Below are 20,398 nucleotides of genomic sequence, written 5' to 3'. Positions count from 1 at the left end.
AAACACCATGGAATTTTACAAAAAAATACTTGAAAATAATAAAAAGTGGGTAGAGGAGAAGCTTAGTGTTAATCCAACTTACTTTGCGCGTTTAGCGGAAGGGCAACAACCACCTTTGCTTTGGATTGGTTGTTCAGATAGCCGAGTGCCAGCAAATGAAATTATTGGAGCCGAACCAGGAGAGGTTTTTGTACACAGAAATATTGCAAATATGGTTGTACATAGCGATATGAATATGTTGAGTGTTTTAGATTATGCAGTAAATGCTTTAAAAGTGCAACACGTAATTGTTTGTGGACATTATGGTTGTGGTGGAGTAAAAGCAGCTATGGGAAATAGTTCAATTGGAATTATTGATAATTGGATTCGCCACATAAAAGATGTGTATAGATTGCATAAAGATGAGTTAGATGCTGTAGAAAATGAAAAAGAACGTTTTAATCGTTTTGTTGAAATAAATGTTAGAGAACAAGTGCTAGATTTAGCCAAAACATCAATAGTGCAATCTGCTTGGAAAAACGGACAAAAATTACACCTTCACGGTTGGGTTTATGGGTTAAATTCGGGCTATGTTACCGATTTAAATGTGAATTTTAGTTCAAACGAAGATTTAGACGAAGTGTACCAATTATATTTTGGAAAATAATTAATCTTCTAAGTTTTCATTAAAAGCAGAAGGTAATAATTGCGGAATATATTTTATTAAAATTGGCAGTAAAATGCTTCCGCCTGGAAGTAAAAAAATGGTTAACGATGGTATGGTTTTACAAATATCAAGTAGCTGTTTTTTTACTTTCTTTTTTTCGTTAGCATCTAAATCTCTTGTTGTAGATTGCGCTAATAATAACATCAATTCTTTACTTTCAGAAATTTCTTTTATTAACCTATTTTTATTTCTAGTTATAAGTTTTGCAACAGTTCTATTGGTTTGGTCATAAAAATGCTTAACCGGATTTGAGTAATTGAAATAAGGAATTTCGTCCTTGTATTGTTCAATGAAACGATCAATATTGGCACAACTTTCCGTTAAATTATCCTGAGGTAGATCTAGTTTTTTAGAAATGTTATTTAAGAAAACAACTTCTTTTTCTTCTAATTTTTTATCGCTCCAAAGTGCCATTTCTGTTAAATCTAACAGATACAATTTTTCAATTAAATAGCTGAAGTTTTCAAACTTTAAATCTTCAATTTCGGTATTTTCTAAAATTGAAATTTTATTGAAACGCAAAGAATTTTCAAATACTTTTATAAGTAATTCGTCGTATTTGCTTTTGTTTTCTTTTACTTGAAATGCTAATGTAACTATTTGAATACAACACATTTCTAAATCTTTTATGTATTTTGAAGAAATGGTTTTGTGAATTAAATAGTAATGAAATGCTAAAACATCTATAAACAGAAGTGCATTTGTAATAATGTGCGTAAAGTTTTTACTAATGAAATTAGCATTAGTTTGAATTCTATTGTTGATAATAGCTTCAACTTTTCCTGCAATGTTTCCTTCAGGTAATAAGTTCTTTAAAAATTTATAATTTTCATGCTGAATAATCTTGTAAAAATCTTTAACCGCAATAATAAAATTAGCTTCATTTGTATCCTCTTCAGTTATGCAATAAACATTGTATAAAGCATTGAGCAGTGCTATTTTAGTAATTTCATCTTGAGAATATTCAGTTAAAGAAATTTCTTCTTTTAAAGGAATACTTACAATATGACCATAGATAAACCCAGAGGTTCTTAATTGCTCATAATAGGCTTTATAATCTTTATTGAAATCAATGAAATTATCTTTGTTCTCAATAAAAAATTTATCAATCCAGCCGTTTATAGATGGGTTTATCATGTTTATCTAAATGTTGAAACAAATTTAAAAAAAACTTCAACTATCCATGTTAAATTTGCGAAACTATTTTTATCTTGCCTAAAAAGACAAACTATGAACTTTGCTATTATAAGCACTATTTGTGTGTTATTACTATTAGCTTATTTTTTTACAGTAACTTCATCAAAGACAAAAATTCCTTCGGTGATTTTATTGCTATTATTAGGTTGGGTTGTTAGGCAATCTACTGAAGTTTTACATATTTTAGTACCAGACTTAAATCCATTACTACCATTTTTGGAACTATTGGTTTAGTTTTAATTGTATTAGAAGGTTCACTTGAACTAGATTTAAATAAGCGAAAATTGCCTTTTGTAGGGAAAACTTTTGTAACGGCAATTGTTCCTTTAGTTATTACAGCTTTTGCAATAGGGCATTTTTTCTATTTTTTTTAGATTCGACTTATAAAAATGGATTAATTAATGCGATTCCTTTATGTATAATAAGTAGTGCTATTGCAATTTCTAGCGTTGGTAATTTAAATGTATTTAATAAAGAATTTGCCATTTACGAATCGAGTTTGTCTGATATTATTGGAGTTTTATTTTTTAATTTCCTTGCTTTAAATGCCGTTATTTCAATTGAAACTGTCGGACATTTCGCGCTACAAATTTTAATTATGCTTGTTATATCTTTTATTGCGACAGCATTTTTAGCATTTTTATTAAGTAGAATTGATCATCATGTAAAGTTTATTCCCATTATTCTTTTCATTATTTTAATTTTTGCAATATCAGAAATTTACCATTTACCAGCTTTAATTTTTATTATGTTGTTTGGACTTTTCATGGGTAATTTTGATGAATTAGAACGCTTTAAAATCATTCAGAAACTCAAACCCAGAATGCTTGATAAAGAAGTTGGTAAATTTAAAGAACTTATTATTGAGGCCGCTTTTTTAGTTCGTTCGTTATTTTTCTTGTTATTTGGTTTTTTAATGAAAACGGAAGATGTATTAAATCCGCATACGCTTGAATTAGCCGTAGGAATTATTATTTTGATATATCTTGTAAGAGCAGCTCAATTAAAGCTTTTTAAAGTAAAATTAATGCCATTATTATTTATAGCACCAAGAGGTTTAATTACGATTTTATTATTTTTAAGTATTCCATTAGAAAGTAAAATTCCTTTGGTAAATAAAGCACTTATTATTCAAGTAATTGTAATTTCGGCTTTAATAATGATGATTGGACTTATTTTTAACAAGCAAGAACCAGATGAAAATAAGGTAAAGTTTGACGAATTAGAAAACGACGATAACGTACAATAAATAAAAAAGACTGTTTGAAAAAACAGTCTTTTTATTAAACAAACTAAACCAAAAACTTGCTTCCGTTATTAAAAGCAATATTTGTTTTCTGCAATTAATTTAGCAGCAATTTTATCTCTTAATGCCACAACATTTGGCATGTTTACATATTTAGTAAAACGACGTAATCCCATTAACATCATACGTTGTTCGTCGCCTTCAGCAAAAGAAACAATTCCTTCTTTTCCTTTTTGGCTAATAGTATCTACCGCATGGTATAAATACAATTGCGCCATTGCAATTTGTTCTTGAGCATTAGCTTCACCAACTTTTTTAGCCAATTTTTCAGTACGTAAAAGTGTACTTTCTGCCATATAAATCTCGATTAACATATCGGCAGCAGCCATTAATAATTGTTGGTGTTTGTCTAAATCGGGTCCAAATTTTTGAACAGCTGCACCAGAAACCATTAAGAATGCTTTTTTCAATTTAGTAATCATTTCTTTTTCTTCGGCAAATAATTCAGTGTAATCTGGTACATCAAATGAAGGAATACCCATTAATTCTTCAGCAACAGCCATAGCTGGACCTAATAAATCAACATGACCTTTCATCGCTTTTTTGATTAACATACCTACAGAAAGCATACGGTTAATTTCGTTTGTACCTTCGTAAATACGAGCAATACGAGCATCTCTCCACGCACTTTCCATTGGTGCATCTTCAGAGAATCCCATTCCACCAAAAATTTGTATTCCTTCATCTGTACAATTTTGAACATCTTCAGAAACAGCAACTTTTAAGATAGAACATTCAATTGCAAATTCTTCAACACCTTTTAATTCTGCTTCTTGGTGTGTATTTCCTTCTTCAACACGAATGTTAATTCTTTTTTCAATATCTGCAGCAGCTCTATATGTAGCACTTTCACCAGCATAAGCATTCATTGCCATTTCAGCTAATTTAGATTGGATAGCTCCAAAACTTGAAATAGGAGTTTTAAATTGAACTCTTTCATTAGCATAATTAACTGCAGTAGAAATTGTTCTTCTTTGCGCTTCTAAACAAGCTGCGGCTAATTTAATACGTCCTACGTTTAAAGCATTCATTGCGATTTTGAATCCTTCGCCACGACTTGCTAACATATTTTCTACAGGTACTTTTGTATCGTTAAAGAAAACTTGACGAGTTGAAGAAGAACGAATACCTAATTTATGTTCTTCATCGCCTAAAGAAATTCCGTTTGATGGATCATTTTCTACGATGAAACCTGTAATATTTTTATCATCTTCAATACGAGCAAAAACAATAAATAAATTACAGAAACCAGCATTAGAAATCCACATTTTACCACCAGTAATTTTGTAGTGTGTTCCGTCTTCTGACAAAACAGCTTTAGTTTTTCCTGAATTTGCATCAGATCCAGCACCTGGTTCTGTTAAACAGTAAGCACCAAACCATTCTCCTGAAGCTAATTTTGGTACATATTTTTGTTTTTGTTCTTCAGTTCCGTATAATGTAATTGGCATGGTTCCAATTCCAGTATGTGCACCAAAAGCAGTTGAAAATGAACCAGTTGCTCCTGAAATGTAATCACATACTAAAACGGTATTGATGAAGCCCATTTCCATTCCGCCGTAAGCTTCAGGAACGGCAACACTTAAATAACCTAATTCACCAGCTTTACGCATTACTTCTTCTGTAAGTGCATAATCTTTTTTCTCGAAACGCTCTTTATTTGGCCATAATTCTTTGTCTACGAATTCGATAACTGAATCACGCATCATAATTTGCTCTTCAGAAAAATCTTCTGGTGTGAAAACATCTTCACATTTTGTTTCTTTTACAAGGAATTGACCTCCTCTTAATATATCTGCCATAGTTTTAATTTTTTGAGAAAAGAAAATAGAGAATAGAAAAAAGAATTTTCAAGATTCAGTATTTTCATTTTCGGTTAGTCTATATTCTATTTTCTTTGTTCTGTAATCTTATTTTAAGAATTCATAAATGGCTGCAGCACCTTGTCCAGTACCCACACACATCGTTACCATTCCATATTTATTATTACGTAAACGCATTTCATCAAATAATTGGACTGCTAATTTCGCTCCTGTACATCCAAGAGGATGACCTAGTGCAATTGCACCTCCATTAACATTAATAATTTCTGGATTTAGATCTAATTCGCGAATTACAGCTAATGATTGTGAAGCAAACGCCTCGTTTAATTCAATTAGCTCAATATCTGATTGTTTTAAACCCGCTTGTTTTAATGCTTTTGGAATCGCTTTTACTGGTCCAATACCCATAATTCTTGGTTCAACACCTGCTGCAGCGTAATTCACTAAACGAGCAATAGGTTCAAGGTTTAACTCTTTAACCATTTCCTCACTCATAACCAATACAAATGCAGCGCCATCACTCATTTGAGAAGAGTTACCAGCGGTTACACTACCATCAGCAGCAAATACTGGTCTTAATCCAGATAATGCTTGTACAGAAGTTCCAGCTCTTGGACCTTCATCTTTAGTAACTGTATATGAAGTAGTTTCTTTTTTTCCGTTTTCGTTTACGAAAGTATTTTCAACTGTAATGGGAACAATTTGTTTGTCGAATTTCCCTTCAGCTTGAGCTTTTAAAGCTTTCATGTGCGAATTGTAAGCAAATTCATCTTGATCTTCACGAGAAACATTGAATTGTTTTGCTACAGCTTCTGCAGTTAATCCCATTCCCCAATAGTAGTCTTCGTGACCTTGTGCAGCAACTTTATAATCTGGAGTTGGTTTGTATCCACCCATTGGAATATAACTCATGCTTTCTGCACCACCAGCAATAATACAATCTGCCATTCCAGCTTGAATCTTTGCAGTTGCCATTGCGATAGTTTCCGAACCTGATGCACAATATCTGTTTACCGTTACACCAGGAACATCGTCAATTTTTAATCCCATTAATGATATTAAACGACCTACATTTAATCCTTGTTCTGCTTCGGGCATAGCATTACCAACCATAACATCATCGATTCGTGTTTTGTCAAAATTTGGCAATTCACTCATCATATGTTCGATAGTTTCTGCAGCTAGTTCATCAGGTCTTTTAAATCGGAATACACCTTTTGGTGCTTTTCCAACCGCTGTTCGATATGCTTTTACTATATATGCTGTTTTCATGTTTTTAGTTTCTTAATGGTTTTCCTTTAGTTAACATGTGTTGAATTCTCTCTAGAGTTTTACGTTCTGTAGTTAAACTTAAGAAAGCTTCTCTTTCTAGATCTAATAAGTATTGTTCGTTTACTAATGTTGGTTCAGATAAATCACCACCGGCCATAACATAAGCTAGTTTATTAGCAATTTTCTTATCATGTTCTGAGATATATTTACCAGCTTCCATACTATCTGTTCCTACTAAGAACATACCTAAAGCTTGTTTTCCTAGCACTTTAATATCTTTTCTTTTTGCAGGTTGTGTATATCCTTGTTCTGCCATTTGTAATGCTACTTGTTTTGCAGTTGCAATTTGGCGTTCTTTATTTACTACAACAATATCTCTACCTTTTTGTAAAACTCCAGTATCGAAACCTTCGTATGCAGAAGTAGCAACTTTTGCCATACCAACAGTTAAGAAGTACTCTTGTAAAACATTTAACTCAACGTCATTTTTACGGAAAGTATCAGCAGCACGTAATGCCATTTCTTTAGAACCACCACCACCTGGTATTAAACCAACACCAAATTCTACTAATCCGATATAAGTTTCTGCAGCAGCTACAGCTCTGTCGGCATGCATTGTTAATTCACAACCACCACCAAGAGTCATTCCGTGTGGAGCAGCAATAACAGGAATAGCTGAATAACGACAACGCATCATAGTGTCTTGGAACATTTTGATAGCCATGTTCATTTCATCGTATTCTTGTTCAACAGCTAACATAAAAATCATTCCTAAGTTGGCACCAACTGAGAAGTTTGCATCTTGGTTTCCAATAACTAATCCGTTATAGCCTTTTTCAGCCATATCGACAGCTTTATTGATTCCTTGAAGTACACCAGCACCAATAGAATTCATTTTAGAAGTAAATTCTAAATTTAAAACACCATCGCCTAAATCAGTAATTATAGATTCGTTGTTGTTCCAAACTTTTTTGCTTTCGCGAATATTATTTAAGATGATAAAGGCGTCTTGTCCAGGAATTTTTTCAGCAGATTTAGAAGGAATAGAGTAGAAGTACGTTGCACCATCTTTTACTGAATAAAAAGATTTAGTGCCAGAAGCTAACATTTCAGTAACCCAAGCAGCTGGCTCATAACCTTCAGCTTTCATTAATTCTATACCTTTTTCTACACCAACAGCATCCCAAATTTCGAATGGACCATTTTCCCAACCGAAACCAGCTTTCATAGCGTCGTCAATTTTGTAAAATGCATCTGTAATTTCAGGAATTCTGTTTGAACAGTAAGCGAACATTGCTGAGAAATTTTTACGATAAAATTCTCCGGCTTTATCTTTTCCACCAACTAATACTTTAAATCTATTAATTGGTTTATCAATAGTTTTTGTTAATTCTAAAGTAGCGAAAGAAGCTTTCTTATTAGCACGATATTCTAAAGTATCTAAATCTAATGATAAAATGTCTTTTCCTTCTTTTTTATAAAAACCTTGGCCTGTTTTGCTTCCTAACCATTTGTTTTCCATCATAGTATTGATGAAACCTGGAAGTTTGAACAATTCGTGCGCTTCGTCGTTAGGACAGTTATCATAAATACCGTTAGCCACGTGAACTAATGTATCTAAACCAACAACATCAACGGTTCTAAAAGTAGCCGATTTTGGACGACCAATTACAGGTCCCGTTAATTTATCAACTTCTTCAATAGTTAATCCCATTTCTTTTACTTGGTGGAATAAACTCATAATTCCGAAAATACCAATACGGTTACCAATAAAAGCAGGAGTATCTTTTGCTACAACTGAAGTTTTTCCTAAGAATTTTTCGCCATAACCATTTAAGAAATCCAAAACTTCTTGTGAAGTTTTGGGACCAGGAATAATTTCGAATAATTTTAAGTAACGCGCTGGGTTAAAGAAGTGCGTTCCACAAAAATGTTGTTGGAAATCTTCGCTTCTTCCTTCACTCATAAACTGAATTGGAATACCTGAAGTATTAGAAGTAATTAATGTTCCAGGTTTTCTATATTTTTCAACTTGTTCAAAAACCGTTTTTTTAATATCTAAACGTTCTACAACCACCTCGATAATCCAATCTACATCAGCGATTTTTGCCATATCGTCAGTAGTATTACCAGTGGTAATTCTGCTAGCAAAACTTTGATGATAAATAGGAGAAGGTTTAGATTTTAAAGCATTAGCTAAGTGTTCGTTAACAATTCTGTTTCTAACCGCTTTGCTTTCAAGGGTTAAACCCTTTTTTGTTCAGCTTCTGTTAATTCTCTTGGAGCGATGTCTAAAAGTAAAACTTCGACACCAATATTGGCAAAGTGACAAGCTATGCCACTTCCCATAATTCCAGAACCAATAACAGCAACTTTTTTAATATTACGTTTCATACTTAATGGTTATATTATATTTTAGTTTCTAGTTCGTTAGTAAAAATTTTTTTATCGGAAATCATTTCATTAATCAGTTCTATAACTTCCATAAAATGATTTATTTTTTCTTCACTGATATTATTTTTTATAGTGTCGTTAAATCTTAAAACTGTTGCTTTGGATAATTCCCTTTTTTCTTTACCCTCTTTGGTTAAATAAATTAAAACGCCTCTACCATCTTCTGGATTTTTTTTTCTGGTAATTAAACCTTTCTCTTCCATTGATTTTAAAGTTCTGGTAAGACTTGTAGGTTCCATTCCCATTCTAGGTCCTAAAGTAGTAGAAGGTGTTCCATCTTCTTTATCGATACTTAAAAGAGCAAAACCTGTAGCCATTGTAGCACCATATTTGGTTGCTTCTTCGTTATACATTCTTGAAACAGCTTGCCAAGTTGCTCTTAAAGCATAATCTATTGTTTTATCTTTCATGAATAATTAACTAAAACGTTTTCAAATATAAAAAAAATACTATGCATGCATAGTATTTTATAAATTATTTTATTTTTTTTAATATTATTATAACACTTGGACTCCTAAATCGGTTGTTAATCCGGTTTGAACGATAACATTATCTATTGTTAATGGTAGGTAAGGAGTTTCGGGTGTAATAATTAGTGTGTAAGTCCCTGATTGTAATCCAGATAATTGAAATGCACCTTCTTCATTAGTAATTGTTGTAAATTCTTCGCCTGTAGATGAAATCGCTGTAATTGTAGCATTAACTCCTAAAATTGAGATTGATCCACTAATTGTTCCTGTTACTTGAACATCGACAACTCTTAAAACGGGTTTTAAACTATAACTTCCATTTCCTTGTTCAACAATAGACTGGTGTGCATCAAAATCAATTAATAATGTATTGTCTACATTAGCTAATAATTGTTGGTGAACATTTAGTTTTAATCCCGATTGTTCCGCACTTGGAGTGCTTAAAGGGTAAGTTTGTCCGTCTACTACAATTGAATTATTAGGTCCTAAAATTAAACGCACTTGAGAAACATTAGCTTCGGTAATAATATCTGATGCAATTTGAATACTATAACCATTCGACAATTCTAATAAATTATAAATATTAGCTTCAGTTTCTAAAGCAAAACTAGATCCATCAGAAGTAATTACTTCTACACCTTGAACATCAACAAAAACTGCATCATAAGGAGCAGGAGCATCTGTCATGCTAACTTTGTAAGTGTAAGATTGATCTGAATTTGAATCATCGTTACATGATACTAGACCTAGTGAGATTAAACCTAAAAATAAAAATAACTTTTTCATAGCAAATTGTTTTTAATGTTAATGGTACAAATTTCAGTAATTGCTTAAAAAAATGTGTTACATGATTTTAGTTAACATTTATACAATTGTTATACTATAAAAAAGTTATTCTTTTTTATTCTTGACTTCCGTAAATCTTTTCGTATAGATTTTTATATTTTTCAAGAATAATTTTTCTTTTCAGTTTCATGGTTGGCGTTAAATGTCCAGAATCGATTCCCCAAACATCGGGAGTTAATTCGAACTTTTTAACTTTTTCCCAATTACCAAACTTTTCATTGTAGTGATCTACTTCTTCTTGAATTCTTTGAATAACTTCTTCGTTTTTACAAATTTCTTCGTTTGTTGTACCAATGTTTGATTTACCATGTCTTGAAGCCCATTCTTGAACAAACTCAAAACTTGGTTGTATAAAAGCAGCAGGCATTTTTTCGCCTTCACCAATAACCATAATTTGTTCTATAAAACGAGACTGTTTAAATGTATTTTCTAATAACTGAGGTGCTACATATTTACCACCAGAAGTTTTGAACATTTCTTTTTTACGATCGGTAATTTTTAAGAAACCTTCAGCGTCGATTTCTCCAATATCACCAGTGTGAAAATATCCATTTTGTAAAACTTCATTGGTTTTTTCCTCATCTTTATAATAACCAATCATTACATTTGGTCCTTTACAAAGAATTTCGCCGTCTTCTGCAATTTTAACTTCAACTCCGTTTAAAACTTTACCAACACTTCCAACTTTGAAACCTCTATTTCGCATATCATTTACCGAAATAACAGGAGAAGTTTCAGTTAAACCATAACCTTCCATAACGGGAATTCCGGCAGCTGTAAAGACTTTTGTTAATCTTGGTTGTAATGCAGCACTACCCGAAACAAGTAATTTTAATTCTCCACCAAGAGCTTCTTGCCATTTAGAGAAAATTAATTTACGTGCAATTTTTAATTGAAATTCATACCACCAACCATTTTCTTCATAAGGTTTGTATTGAATTCCTAAACCTGTAGCCCAAAAGAAAAGTTTCTTTTTAATTCCGGTTAACTCGGCACCTTTAGCATAAATTTTATCATAAACTTTTTCTAAAAGACGTGGTACAACTGTCATTACATTTGGATGCACTTCTTTTAAATTGTCTGATATTTTTTCAATACTTTCAGCAAAATATATTGATACACCGAGATACTGATACAAATAAGTAATCATTCTTTCGAAAATATGACAAATAGGCAAGAAACTTAATGCTTTATAAGCGCCTGGTTCAAATGGAACGCGTGGTGCACTCATCAAAACATCAGAAACGATATTTTCATGAGTTAACATAACACCTTTTGGTCTTCCTGTAGTTCCAGATGTATAAATAATTGTAGCTAAATCAGTAGTTACAATACTATCCTTTCTATTTTCTACTTCATTTTGGTTCGATTGATCTTCACCAAGACTAAGAACTTTATTCCAGTTTTTACAACCATTAATTTCATCGTAAGAATAAATTTCTTTTAATGAAGGAACTTTGTGTTTTATAGAATTTATTTTTTCAAACACTTCTGCATCAGAAATAAAGCAATAGCTAGATTCTGAGTGATTTAAAATATATTCATAATCATCTGCAGCGATTGTTGGGTAAATAGGAACTGTTTGTGCTCCAATTTGAAGAATACCAATATCGCACATGTGCCATTCTGTTCTGTTGGTAGAAGAAATTATGGCAATTTTTTGGTTTTTTTCGACTCCTAATCTTAATAAAGCTCTTGAAAGTTTATTAGATTCATCGATGTATTTTTGGGTTGAAGTTTTTACCCATTTTCCATTATATTTAGTTACCAAAGCAGCATCTAAGTTATATTTTTGCAATTGGTAATAAGGAAAATCAAATAAGCGCGTAATTTCGTTCATTATTTTTTATAATTAAGAGTAGCAAATTAGTGAATTTGTATTTTAAACCCAAATTTTTTTATAGATGATAAAAAATATTAACATTATTTGCAGAACTTATATTAATATTTTTTCAAAATATGTTAAAATGTTCTAATTGTAAATCTTATCGTACAAGTCTTTATACTTACTTAATATCTGTTTTCTTTTTACTTTTAAAGTAGGAGTTAGTTCGCCGCCTTCAATTGACCAGACTTCAGGAGTTAATTCAAATCTTTTTATTTGTTCCCATTTTCCAAATTTCGGATTAATAGAATCTAAAACATGTTGAACACGTTCTCTAACTTGAGGATTATTAATTATTTCTTCGTTTGTATTTCCAATGTTTAAATGCTTTTTTTCTGCCCATTGTTTTACAAATTGAAAATCTAACTGAATAAAAGCGGCTGGCATTTTTTGACCTTCACCAATTACCATAATTTGTTCTATAAAACGCGATTGTTTAAAGTCGTTTTCTAAGACTTGAGGTGCCACATATTTGCCACCCGATGTTTTGAACATTTCCTTTTTACGATCTGTAATTTTTAAAAAGCCTTCAGCATCTAGTTCGCCAATATCTTCTGTATGAAAAAAGCCATCTTTAATAATACTTGCTGTTTTTTCTTCATCTTTATAATAGCCCATCATTACAATTGGTCCTTTACAAAGAATTTCACCATCTTCAGCTATTTTAACTTCAATATTATCTAAAGGTTTACCAACAGTTCCTATTTTGAATCCGCCATTTCTCATGTCGTTAACAGCTATTACAGGTGAAGTTTCAGTTAAACCGTAACCTTCCATAACTGTAATTTTACTCGCTGTAAATATTTTTATTAATCGGTGTTGTAAAGGAGCACTTCCGGAAACAATAATTTCAAGATTTCCACCAAGACCTTCTTTCCATTTGCTTAAAACTAATTTGTTTGCAATTGCTAATTTTAAACTATAAAACCAACCATTAGCACCATAAGGTTGATATTGTTCACCAATTTTAACTGACCAAAAGAAAAGTGCTCTTTTTATTCCTGAAAGTTCAGAACCTCTTTCTATAATTTTATCGTAAACTTTTTCTAAAAGTCTTGGTACAACGGTCATTACATTTGGCTTTACTTCTTTAATATTCTCGGCAATTTTATCGATAGACTCGGCATAATAAATTGAAATTCCTGAATATTGATAGATGTAAGTTAATACTCTTTCGAAAACGTGGCAAATAGGCAAGAAGCTCATTGCTCTACTATCACCAAATTTAAGTGGAACTCTTTTAAACGAACCCAATGTATCACTTACTAAGTTTTCATGAGAAAGCATTACACCTTTTGGTTTTCCTGTTGTTCCTGAAGTGTAAATAATGGTTACCAAATCTTTTGTGTCAACCTTATTTTTTGCTTCTTCAACTTGGTCTAAATTATTTAAAGAGTTTCCTAATTCTAATAATTCGTTCCAATTTTTACAACCTTTAACAACATCAAAAGAATAAATTTCTTTTACAAAAGGAAGTTGACTTCTAATTGCATTAATTTTTTCGAATAAAATTTCATCTGAAAGAATACAAAGTTCGGCTTCAGAATGGTTAAAAATATAATCAAATTCTTCAGCAGAAACTGTTGGATAAATTGGAATAGAAACAGCACCAATTTGAGAAATTCCGATATCCATAATGTTCCATTCTGTTCTATTATTAGAAGAAATTAGGGCAATTTTGCTTCCTTTTTTTAATCCAAGATGTAATAATGCTTTTGAAATAGCATTTGCTTTTTCTATATATTCTGATGTTGATGTTTTTACCCAAATTCCATCTACTTTGGAAACAAAAGCATCTTTAAGATTGTAGTTTTCTAATTGATAGTAAGGAAAATCAAAAATCCTAGTAATTTTATTCATTTTTTCAGAAAATTAGTGCCTGCAAATTAAGGAATTTTTAAATATTTAGGACATTTTTTAGCATCTTCTTATTTGAAAAACCTTGATTTTTAAGCTATTGTGTTGATTTTCTGAATATTATGCATGCATAATATTTTATAAAAATTATTTAACAATTTTTAAACTATTAGATTTTGTATTTTTGTCGTTCAAAATTGCAACATGAACAAATTCAATAAGATATTTCGATTTCAAGAATATTCTGTTTTATTGTATCGATTACTTTTAGCTTACGTTTTTTACTTTATAGTTAGAGTTTTATTTTTTATATACAATTATAGTCTTTTAAAAGTAAATTCGATAGGTGAGTTTTTTGAACTGGCGTACTATGGATTAGCTTTTGATACTGCGGCTATTTTATATGCAAATAGTTTATTTATTGTACTTTCCATAATTCCTATTTGGTACAACACTAGTAAAGGTTATCAAAAATTCTTAACCTATGTGTATTTTACTTTAAACTTAATTGCTTTTGCTACAAACTTCATTGATTTTATATATTACAAGTATATTTTTCAAGAACAACCGTAGCTGTTTATAGTGTTCTAGAAAATGAAACTAATAAAGCAAATATGTTTTTTAGATTCTTAGTAAGCTATTGGCATGTTTATTTAGCTTTTGTTGTTTGTGCTTTTGCGTGGATATATCTATACAAAAAAGTAAAAGTAAAAGAGCAAGTTCCAAGTTCTAAAGTAAAATATTTTTCTTTTTCTGCAATTGGATTTGTTATCGCAGGATTATTAGTTGTTGGTGGCATTAGAGGCGATTTTAAAAAAAGTACGCGACCAATTAATATGATTGATGCGAATCGACATGTTAAACAACCACAACATGCTGATATAGTATTAAATACTCCGTTTTCAATTATTAGAACAATTAATCAAACGAGTTTTAAAAAAATAAATTTAGTAGATTCTACTTTGGTTAATCAATATTTTAAACCCAAAAAGCAATATGCTAATTTTCCTGAATCGAGACCAAATATTGTTTTGTTTATTACAGAAAGCTACGGAAGAGAATATTTAGGTTCTTTTAATAAAGATATGAATATTCCAAACTACAAAGGATATACACCGTTTATTGATTCTCTAGCACAGCATAGTTTAATTTATACGAATGCTTATGCAAATGGAAGAAAATCAATTCACGGAATGTCTTCTGTTTTAAGTGGAATTCCATCTTTTAAAGATGCGTTTACATCATCGCCTTATCCGAAACAAAAAATTCAATCTATTGTTTCAATTTTGAACGAATTGGGTTATGATACATCTTTTTTCCACGGAGCGCCAAATGGTTCAATGGGATTTTTAGGTTTTTCAAATATTTTAGGATTTGATCATTATTATGGTAAAACTGAGTTTAACAATGATGATGAGTTTGATGGTTCTTGGGGAATTTGGGATGAACCTTTTTTCCATTTTATGAAAGAAACTCTAGACAAAAAGAAAGCGCCATTTTTTAGCACCATTTTTACAGTATCTTCTCACGAACCTTACACAGTTCCTGAAAAGTACAAGGATAAGTTTCCTGCAGGCGATATTGCTATTCATAAATGTGTAGGTTATACTGATTATGCATTTAAAAAGTTTTTCGAAGAAGCTAAAAAAATGCCTTGGTATAACAATACAATTTTTATTATAACTGCTGATCATGGTAATTTAAAATATTACGACGAATATAAAAAAGTATTGAATCGCGATGCCGTTCCAATTTTAATCTTCAAACCTAATAGTGATTTAGTAGGAGTACATAAAGAATTAGCGCAACAAATTGATATCTATCCAACAATTATGGATTTAATTGGTTATAAACAGCCATTTAGAAGTTGGGGAAGAAGTTTAGTTGGAGATTATGAAATAAAACCATTTGTTATTAGTTATAATAGTGGAGGTTATCAATTACAAATGGGGAATTATATTTGTAATTTTGATGGTAAAAACATAACGGGTTATTACGATATAAAAGATAAAGGGCTTGAACATAATTTAATTGACAAAAAAACTCCTGAGATGGAGAAAGTAGGTGAAGCTTGTAAAGCATTTGTTCAAGATTATATGGAAAAAATAATTGACCAAAAATTAGATAAACCATGGTAAAAAAAATTTTAATAGCAGTACTAGTTGCAGGAGCTATTTTCGGGGGAAAATATGTGTATGATATGCATATTAACCACAATTTTGAAACAATTACAGAAGGAAAAGTTTATAAATCGGGAGTTATTCCTCCAGACGAGTTAGAAGCTTACATCAAAGAAAATAACATTAAAAGTGTTGTTGATTTACGTTTTCCTGGAACTGGAGATTTAGAAAACAATCCTGAAGTTCCTGAAGAATTGATCGCAGAAAAGGAAGCAATTGCTAAAATTCCTGGTGTTAATTACTATAATAACGGTTCTGATCAAGTACCAAAGAAACACAATTTAGATTACTTCTTCAAGATTATGGATGATTCTACCAATTATCCTGTTTTAATTCATTGTTATCACGGAGTAGGTAGAGCAGAAATGTATTCAGCAATTTACAGAATAGAATATGAAGGAATGGATAGAGATGAAGCGCGTACTTCAACTCGTTTCTTAACAAAATGGTCTTCATTTGATTTAGGAAAACCAAAAGGAGATTTTCTTCATTCGTATATTTCAAGAAAAGATTCTGTGAAATAAATTTTAATTTAAAATATAAAAAAAGCCATTCGAACGAATGGCTCTTTTGTTTAATTATTTTTGATTTTCAATCCATTTTCTGGCATTTACAAATGCTTCTAACCATGGTGAAACTTCGTCTTTTTGTCCGCGTTCTGGATAATTTGCCCAGTTCCAAGGGAAAGTTGAACGTTCAATATGTGGCATCATTACTAAATGTCTTCCTGTTGTATCACACATCATAGCTGTATTGAAATCAGAACCATTAGGATTTGCAGGATAACCTTCATAAGCATATTTTGCTACAATGTTATATTTATCTTCAGCATAAGGTAATTTGAATTTACCTTCTCCATGTGAAATCCAAACGCCTAACGTTAATCCTTCTAAAGAAGATAGCATTACAGAATTATTCTTTTGAATTTTTACTGAAGTAAATCCGCTTTCGTGTTTATTTGAAGTATTGTGGTGCATTTTTCCATGAACTTCATGCTCTGGATTTATCAATTCTAATTCCATTAGTAACTGACATCCATTACAAATTCCAACAGAAAGTGTATCTTCTCTTTTGAAGAAGTTTTTCAATGCAGTATTGGCTTTTTCATTGTATAAGAAAGCACCAGCCCAACCTTTAGCAGAACCTAAAACGTCAGAGTTAGAGAATCCACCAACAGCACCAATAAACTGAATATCTTCTAATGTTTCACGACCTGAAATTAAATCCGTCATGTGAACGTCTTTTACATCAAATCCAGCTAAATACATAGCATTTGCCATTTCGCGTTCCGAATTACTTCCTTTTTCACGAATAATAGCTGCTTTTGGTCTAGAACCAATAGGAGCAACGTCACCCTGAGCTTGTCGAAGGGTACCATCAAAGTTAGCAGGGAAAGTAAATTCTAATGGTTGGTTTTTATAGTTCGCATAACGCGCTTCTGCCATACCATTACGAGATTGTTTTGTATCTAATAAATACGATGTTTTGTACCAAGTATCTCTCGTTTCAGTAACTGAGAAATTGAAGTTGTCATTTCCATTTTTTATAGAAACGAAATCACCTTCTACAACCGAACCAATATTGAATATTTCAATTCCGTTTGCTTTGAAAACGGCTTCAACTTCAGCATCTGCTTGGAAAACAACAGCAATATTTTCATTAAATAACGCTTTTGCAGAATCCGATTCTCCTAAAACAGATAAATCGTAGTTGGCACCTACACCAACTTCAGCAAAAGACATTTCTAATAAAGTTGTGATTAAACCACCACTTCCAATATCGTGTCCAGCCTTAATTTTTCTTTCTTTGATTAAATCTTGTAACGTATTGAACGCTTTTTTGAAATAATCAGCATTTTTAACGGTTGGAACTTCAGAACCCACTTTATTTAAAATTTGATAGAATGAACTTCCACCTAATTTAAAAGAATCTTGTGATAAGTTTATGTAGTAGATATTACCACCATTTCTTTTTAAAACTGGCTCTACTACTTTTGTAATATTTGAACAATTTCCAATAGCTGAAATAATAACCGTTCCCGGAGCAATTACTTCATCGTTTGGATATTTTTGTTTCATGGATAACGAATCTTTTCCAGTTGGAATATTGATTCCTAATTCAATAGCAAATTCCGAACAACCTTGAACTGCATCGTATAAACGAGCATCTTCACCTTCATTTTTACAAGCCCACATCCAGTTTGCTGATAACGAAACCGATTGTAAACCATCTTTTAATGGTGCCCAAACTAAGTTCGATAAGGCTTCACCAATTGAATTTTTAGAACCCGCAACTGGATCAACAATAGCTGATACAGGTGAGTGTCCGATAGTCGTAGCAATTCCTTCTTTTCCTTTGAAGTCTAATGCCATTACACCTACGTTATTTAAAGGCAATTGTAACGGTCCAGCACATTGTTGTTTTGCAACGCGACCACCCACACAACGGTCTACTTTATTCGTTAACCAATCTTTACAAGCAACCGCTTCTAACTGTAAAACTTGGTTTAAGTAATTTGGAATTTCTGAAATCGAATAATCAGGATTTGCATAATTACGAGCTACATTTTTGTCGTTCATAATGGTTTTTGGAGAACTTCCGAAGAAATCTTCTAAAGCATAATCCATTGGTTTTGCCCCAGTAGTTTTCGATTTTTCCTCAGTATTATTTGAATTTTGGAAGTCAAGAACCCGCTCGTCTTTTGGTAAAAAATATTTTTCATTGCGGGTTACAAATGTAAATCTATGGTCGTTAGTAACATCACCAACAGTGTACATTGGAGAACGCTCTCTTTCAGCTATCCTTTGTAAGGTATCGATATCTTTTTCACCAATAACCAATCCCATTCTTTCTTGCGATTCGTTACCAATAATTTCTTTAGCCGAAAGCGTTGGGTCACCAACTGGTAATTTGTCTAAATCGATTAAACCTCCAGTAGCTTCCACTAATTCAGATAAACAGTTTAAGTGTCCACCTGCACCGTGATCGTGAATTGAAACAATAGGATTGTTATCACTTTCCACTAAACCACGAATAGCATTAGCAGCACGTTTTTGCATTTCAGGATTCGAACGTTGAATCGCATTTAATTCAATTCCAGAACCAAAAGCTCCAGTATCTGCAGATGAAACCGCAGCTCCACCCATACCAATTCTATAATTTTCACCACCTAGAATAACGATTTTATCGCCTTCTTTAGGTTCGTGTTTTATCGCTTGATCTAATTTTCCATATCCAACACCACCTGCTAACATGATTACTTTATCGAAACCTAATTTGCGAGCTTCTTCTTCATGTTCGAAAGTTAAAACAGAACCTGTAATTAACGGTTGCCCAAATTTGTTGCCGAAATCAGAAGCACCATTCGAAGCTTTGATTAAGATATCCATTGGTGTTTGGTACAACCATTTTCTTTCTTCCATGCCTTTTTCCCAAGGACGAGTTTCTTCAAGTCTTGAGTATGAAGTCATGTAAACAGCAGTTCCCGCTAATGGCAACGAACCTTGTCCACCAGCTAAACGGTCACGAATTTCACCACCAGAACCTGTTGCAGCACCATTGAAAGGCTCAACCGTAGTAGGGAAGTTGTGTGTTTCCGCTTTTAATGATAAAACCGAGTCAAACTCTTTTTCTTGATAAAAATCGGGTTTGTCAGCGCTTTTTGGAGCAAATTGTGTAGCTTTCGGACCTTTTACAAAAGCTACGTTATCTTTATAAGCCGAAACAATATCGTTTGGATGCGTCTCCGATGTTTTCTTGATTAATTTGAATAAGGAAGTTGGTTTTTCTTCACCATCAATAACAAACGTTCCGTTGAAAATTTTGTGACGACAGTGTTCTGAATTCGCTTGTGAGAAAGCAAAGATTTCAGAATCTGTTAATTTTCTTCCAATTTTGTTTGATAAGTTATGTAAGTATTCAACTTCTTCAGCACTAAGTGCTAAACCTTCTTGTTGGTTATAAGCATCAATATCTTCAATTTCTAAAATTGGTTCTGGTTGAATATTGATTGTATAAATTTCTTGATTTAGTTCAGAATACTTTTGTGATAACATCGGATCGAAATCAGTAAAAGCACTATCCACTTTTTGGAATTCTTCAATTCGAATAATTCCAGAAATCCCCATATTTTGAGTTATTTCAACAGCATTGGTACTCCAAGGTGTAACCATTGCGGCACGAGGTCCAACAAAAAAAGCATCAAGCGATGCCTCTTTAGTATTTATTTTCGTGTAAATGTTGTCTAGTTGCGAGTTGAATAACCAGTTTAATTTGTTGATATCTTCAGTCGATAATTCGTTTTGCGATTGTACCGCATAAACTACATTGGATTGGTTTCCGAAGAAATGAATCATTGTATGTATAAGTTAGTGTGTTGTTGAAAATGCAAATTTATCTCAAA

General features: G+C 32.0%; 12 protein-coding genes and 2 pseudogenes. 5 read left to right on the top strand and 9 right to left on the bottom strand.

Translation table 11 applies throughout. The features are described 5' to 3' along the window. The first annotated feature begins 7 nt into the window (after positions 1–7). Positions 8–646, top strand: coding sequence for a carbonate dehydratase (gene can / locus GCU34_RS05510; RefSeq protein ID WP_072785705.1), 639 nt, complete (start codon positions 8–10; stop codon positions 644–646). Here the strand turns inward: can and GCU34_RS05505 are convergent, their stop codons facing one another. Next, positions 647–1,843: an LETM1-related biofilm-associated protein gene (locus tag GCU34_RS05505; protein WP_072785704.1), complete on the bottom strand. Its 1,197-nt coding sequence runs from the start codon at positions 1,841–1,843 to the stop codon at positions 647–649. A gap of 93 nt (positions 1,844–1,936) precedes the next feature. Here GCU34_RS05505 and GCU34_RS13875 point away from each other — a divergent pair, with 93 nt between their 5' ends. Both GCU34_RS13875 and GCU34_RS13870 read left to right on the top strand, forming a co-directional pair. Then, positions 1,937–2,137: a hypothetical protein gene (locus GCU34_RS13875; RefSeq protein WP_227658743.1), complete on the top strand. Its 201-nt coding sequence runs from the start codon at positions 1,937–1,939 to the stop codon at positions 2,135–2,137. Between the two features lie 364 nt (positions 2,138–2,501). After that, a complete protein-coding gene (locus GCU34_RS13870; RefSeq protein ID WP_227658742.1) occupies positions 2,502–3,152 on the top strand; it encodes a hypothetical protein in 651 nt (216 codons plus the stop codon). Positions 3,153–3,220: 68 nt separating this feature from the next. Here the strand turns inward: GCU34_RS13870 and GCU34_RS05495 are convergent, their stop codons facing one another. The 7 genes and pseudogenes from GCU34_RS05495 to GCU34_RS05465 form a co-directional block, all read right to left on the bottom strand. Next, positions 3,221–5,011 (bottom strand): acyl-CoA dehydrogenase family protein, encoded by a 1,791-nt coding sequence (locus tag GCU34_RS05495; protein ID WP_072785702.1) that lies wholly within the window; start codon positions 5,009–5,011, stop codon positions 3,221–3,223. Positions 5,012–5,119: 108 nt separating this feature from the next. After that, positions 5,120–6,304 carry an acetyl-CoA C-acyltransferase gene (locus GCU34_RS05490; RefSeq protein ID WP_072785701.1) on the bottom strand — a complete coding sequence of 395 codons (1,185 nt, stop codon included), beginning with the start codon at positions 6,302–6,304 and terminating at the stop codon, positions 5,120–5,122. A 4-nt stretch (positions 6,305–6,308) separates the two neighbouring features. Continuing rightward, a pseudogene (locus tag GCU34_RS05485) lies at positions 6,309–8,698 on the bottom strand (3-hydroxyacyl-CoA dehydrogenase NAD-binding domain-containing protein). Between the two features lie 14 nt (positions 8,699–8,712). Further along, the gene (locus GCU34_RS05480; RefSeq protein ID WP_072785697.1) at positions 8,713–9,168 is read right to left on the bottom strand and encodes a MarR family winged helix-turn-helix transcriptional regulator; all 456 of its coding nucleotides are present in this window, start codon (positions 9,166–9,168) and stop codon (positions 8,713–8,715) included. A gap of 87 nt (positions 9,169–9,255) precedes the next feature. After that, a complete protein-coding gene (locus GCU34_RS05475; protein ID WP_072785695.1) occupies positions 9,256–10,014 on the bottom strand; it encodes a DUF4382 domain-containing protein in 759 nt (252 codons plus the stop codon). Positions 10,015–10,129: 115 nt separating this feature from the next. Continuing rightward, positions 10,130–11,914, bottom strand: coding sequence for an AMP-dependent synthetase/ligase (locus GCU34_RS05470; protein WP_072785693.1), 1,785 nt, complete (start codon positions 11,912–11,914; stop codon positions 10,130–10,132). A gap of 132 nt (positions 11,915–12,046) precedes the next feature. Beyond that, positions 12,047–13,819, bottom strand: a complete 1,773-nt coding sequence (locus GCU34_RS05465) for an AMP-dependent synthetase/ligase (RefSeq protein ID WP_072785691.1) — start codon at positions 13,817–13,819, stop codon at positions 12,047–12,049. A gap of 201 nt (positions 13,820–14,020) precedes the next feature. Here GCU34_RS05465 and GCU34_RS05460 point away from each other — a divergent pair. After that, positions 14,021–15,954 (top strand): annotated as a pseudogene (locus tag GCU34_RS05460) (LTA synthase family protein). Continuing rightward, positions 15,948–16,520, top strand: coding sequence for a dual specificity protein phosphatase family protein (locus GCU34_RS05455; protein ID WP_072785687.1), 573 nt, complete (start codon positions 15,948–15,950; stop codon positions 16,518–16,520). Before GCU34_RS05460 ends, GCU34_RS05455 begins: the two are co-directional and overlap by 7 nt. A 54-nt stretch (positions 16,521–16,574) precedes the next feature. Here GCU34_RS05455 and purL read toward each other — a convergent pair whose 3' ends face one another. Continuing rightward, complete coding sequence (gene purL, locus GCU34_RS05450; protein WP_072785685.1) at positions 16,575–20,351, bottom strand: phosphoribosylformylglycinamidine synthase; 3,777 nt, start codon at positions 20,349–20,351, stop codon at positions 16,575–16,577. Between the last annotated feature and the right edge of the window lie 47 nt (positions 20,352–20,398).

The sequence above is a fragment of the Flavobacterium haoranii genome (assembly GCF_009363055.1).
GTDB classification, from domain to species: domain Bacteria; phylum Bacteroidota; class Bacteroidia; order Flavobacteriales; family Flavobacteriaceae; genus Flavobacterium; species Flavobacterium haoranii.
This window is presented reverse-complemented; position numbering and strand designations above follow the sequence as displayed.

Excerpts from the sequence above, each read along its gene's own strand:
- can (WP_072785705.1), top strand. The coding sequence starts at position 8 with ATGGAATTTTACAAAAAAATACTTGAAAATAATAAAAAGTGGGTAGAG.
- GCU34_RS05505 (WP_072785704.1), bottom strand. The coding sequence starts at position 1,843 with ATGATAAACCCATCTATAAACGGCTGGATTGATAAATTTTTTATTGAG.
- GCU34_RS13875 (WP_227658743.1), top strand. The coding sequence starts at position 1,937 with ATGAACTTTGCTATTATAAGCACTATTTGTGTGTTATTACTATTAGCT.
- GCU34_RS13870 (WP_227658742.1), top strand. The coding sequence starts at position 2,502 with ATGCTTGTTATATCTTTTATTGCGACAGCATTTTTAGCATTTTTATTA.
- GCU34_RS05495 (WP_072785702.1), bottom strand. The coding sequence starts at position 5,011 with ATGGCAGATATATTAAGAGGAGGTCAATTCCTTGTAAAAGAAACAAAA.
- GCU34_RS05490 (WP_072785701.1), bottom strand. The coding sequence starts at position 6,304 with ATGAAAACAGCATATATAGTAAAAGCATATCGAACAGCGGTTGGAAAA.
- GCU34_RS05480 (WP_072785697.1), bottom strand. The coding sequence starts at position 9,168 with ATGAAAGATAAAACAATAGATTATGCTTTAAGAGCAACTTGGCAAGCT.
- GCU34_RS05475 (WP_072785695.1), bottom strand. The coding sequence starts at position 10,014 with ATGAAAAAGTTATTTTTATTTTTAGGTTTAATCTCACTAGGTCTAGTA.
- GCU34_RS05470 (WP_072785693.1), bottom strand. The coding sequence starts at position 11,914 with ATGAACGAAATTACGCGCTTATTTGATTTTCCTTATTACCAATTGCAA.
- GCU34_RS05465 (WP_072785691.1), bottom strand. The coding sequence starts at position 13,819 with ATGAATAAAATTACTAGGATTTTTGATTTTCCTTACTATCAATTAGAA.
- GCU34_RS05455 (WP_072785687.1), top strand. The coding sequence starts at position 15,948 with ATGGTAAAAAAAATTTTAATAGCAGTACTAGTTGCAGGAGCTATTTTC.
- purL (WP_072785685.1), bottom strand. The coding sequence starts at position 20,351 with ATGATTCATTTCTTCGGAAACCAATCCAATGTAGTTTATGCGGTACAA.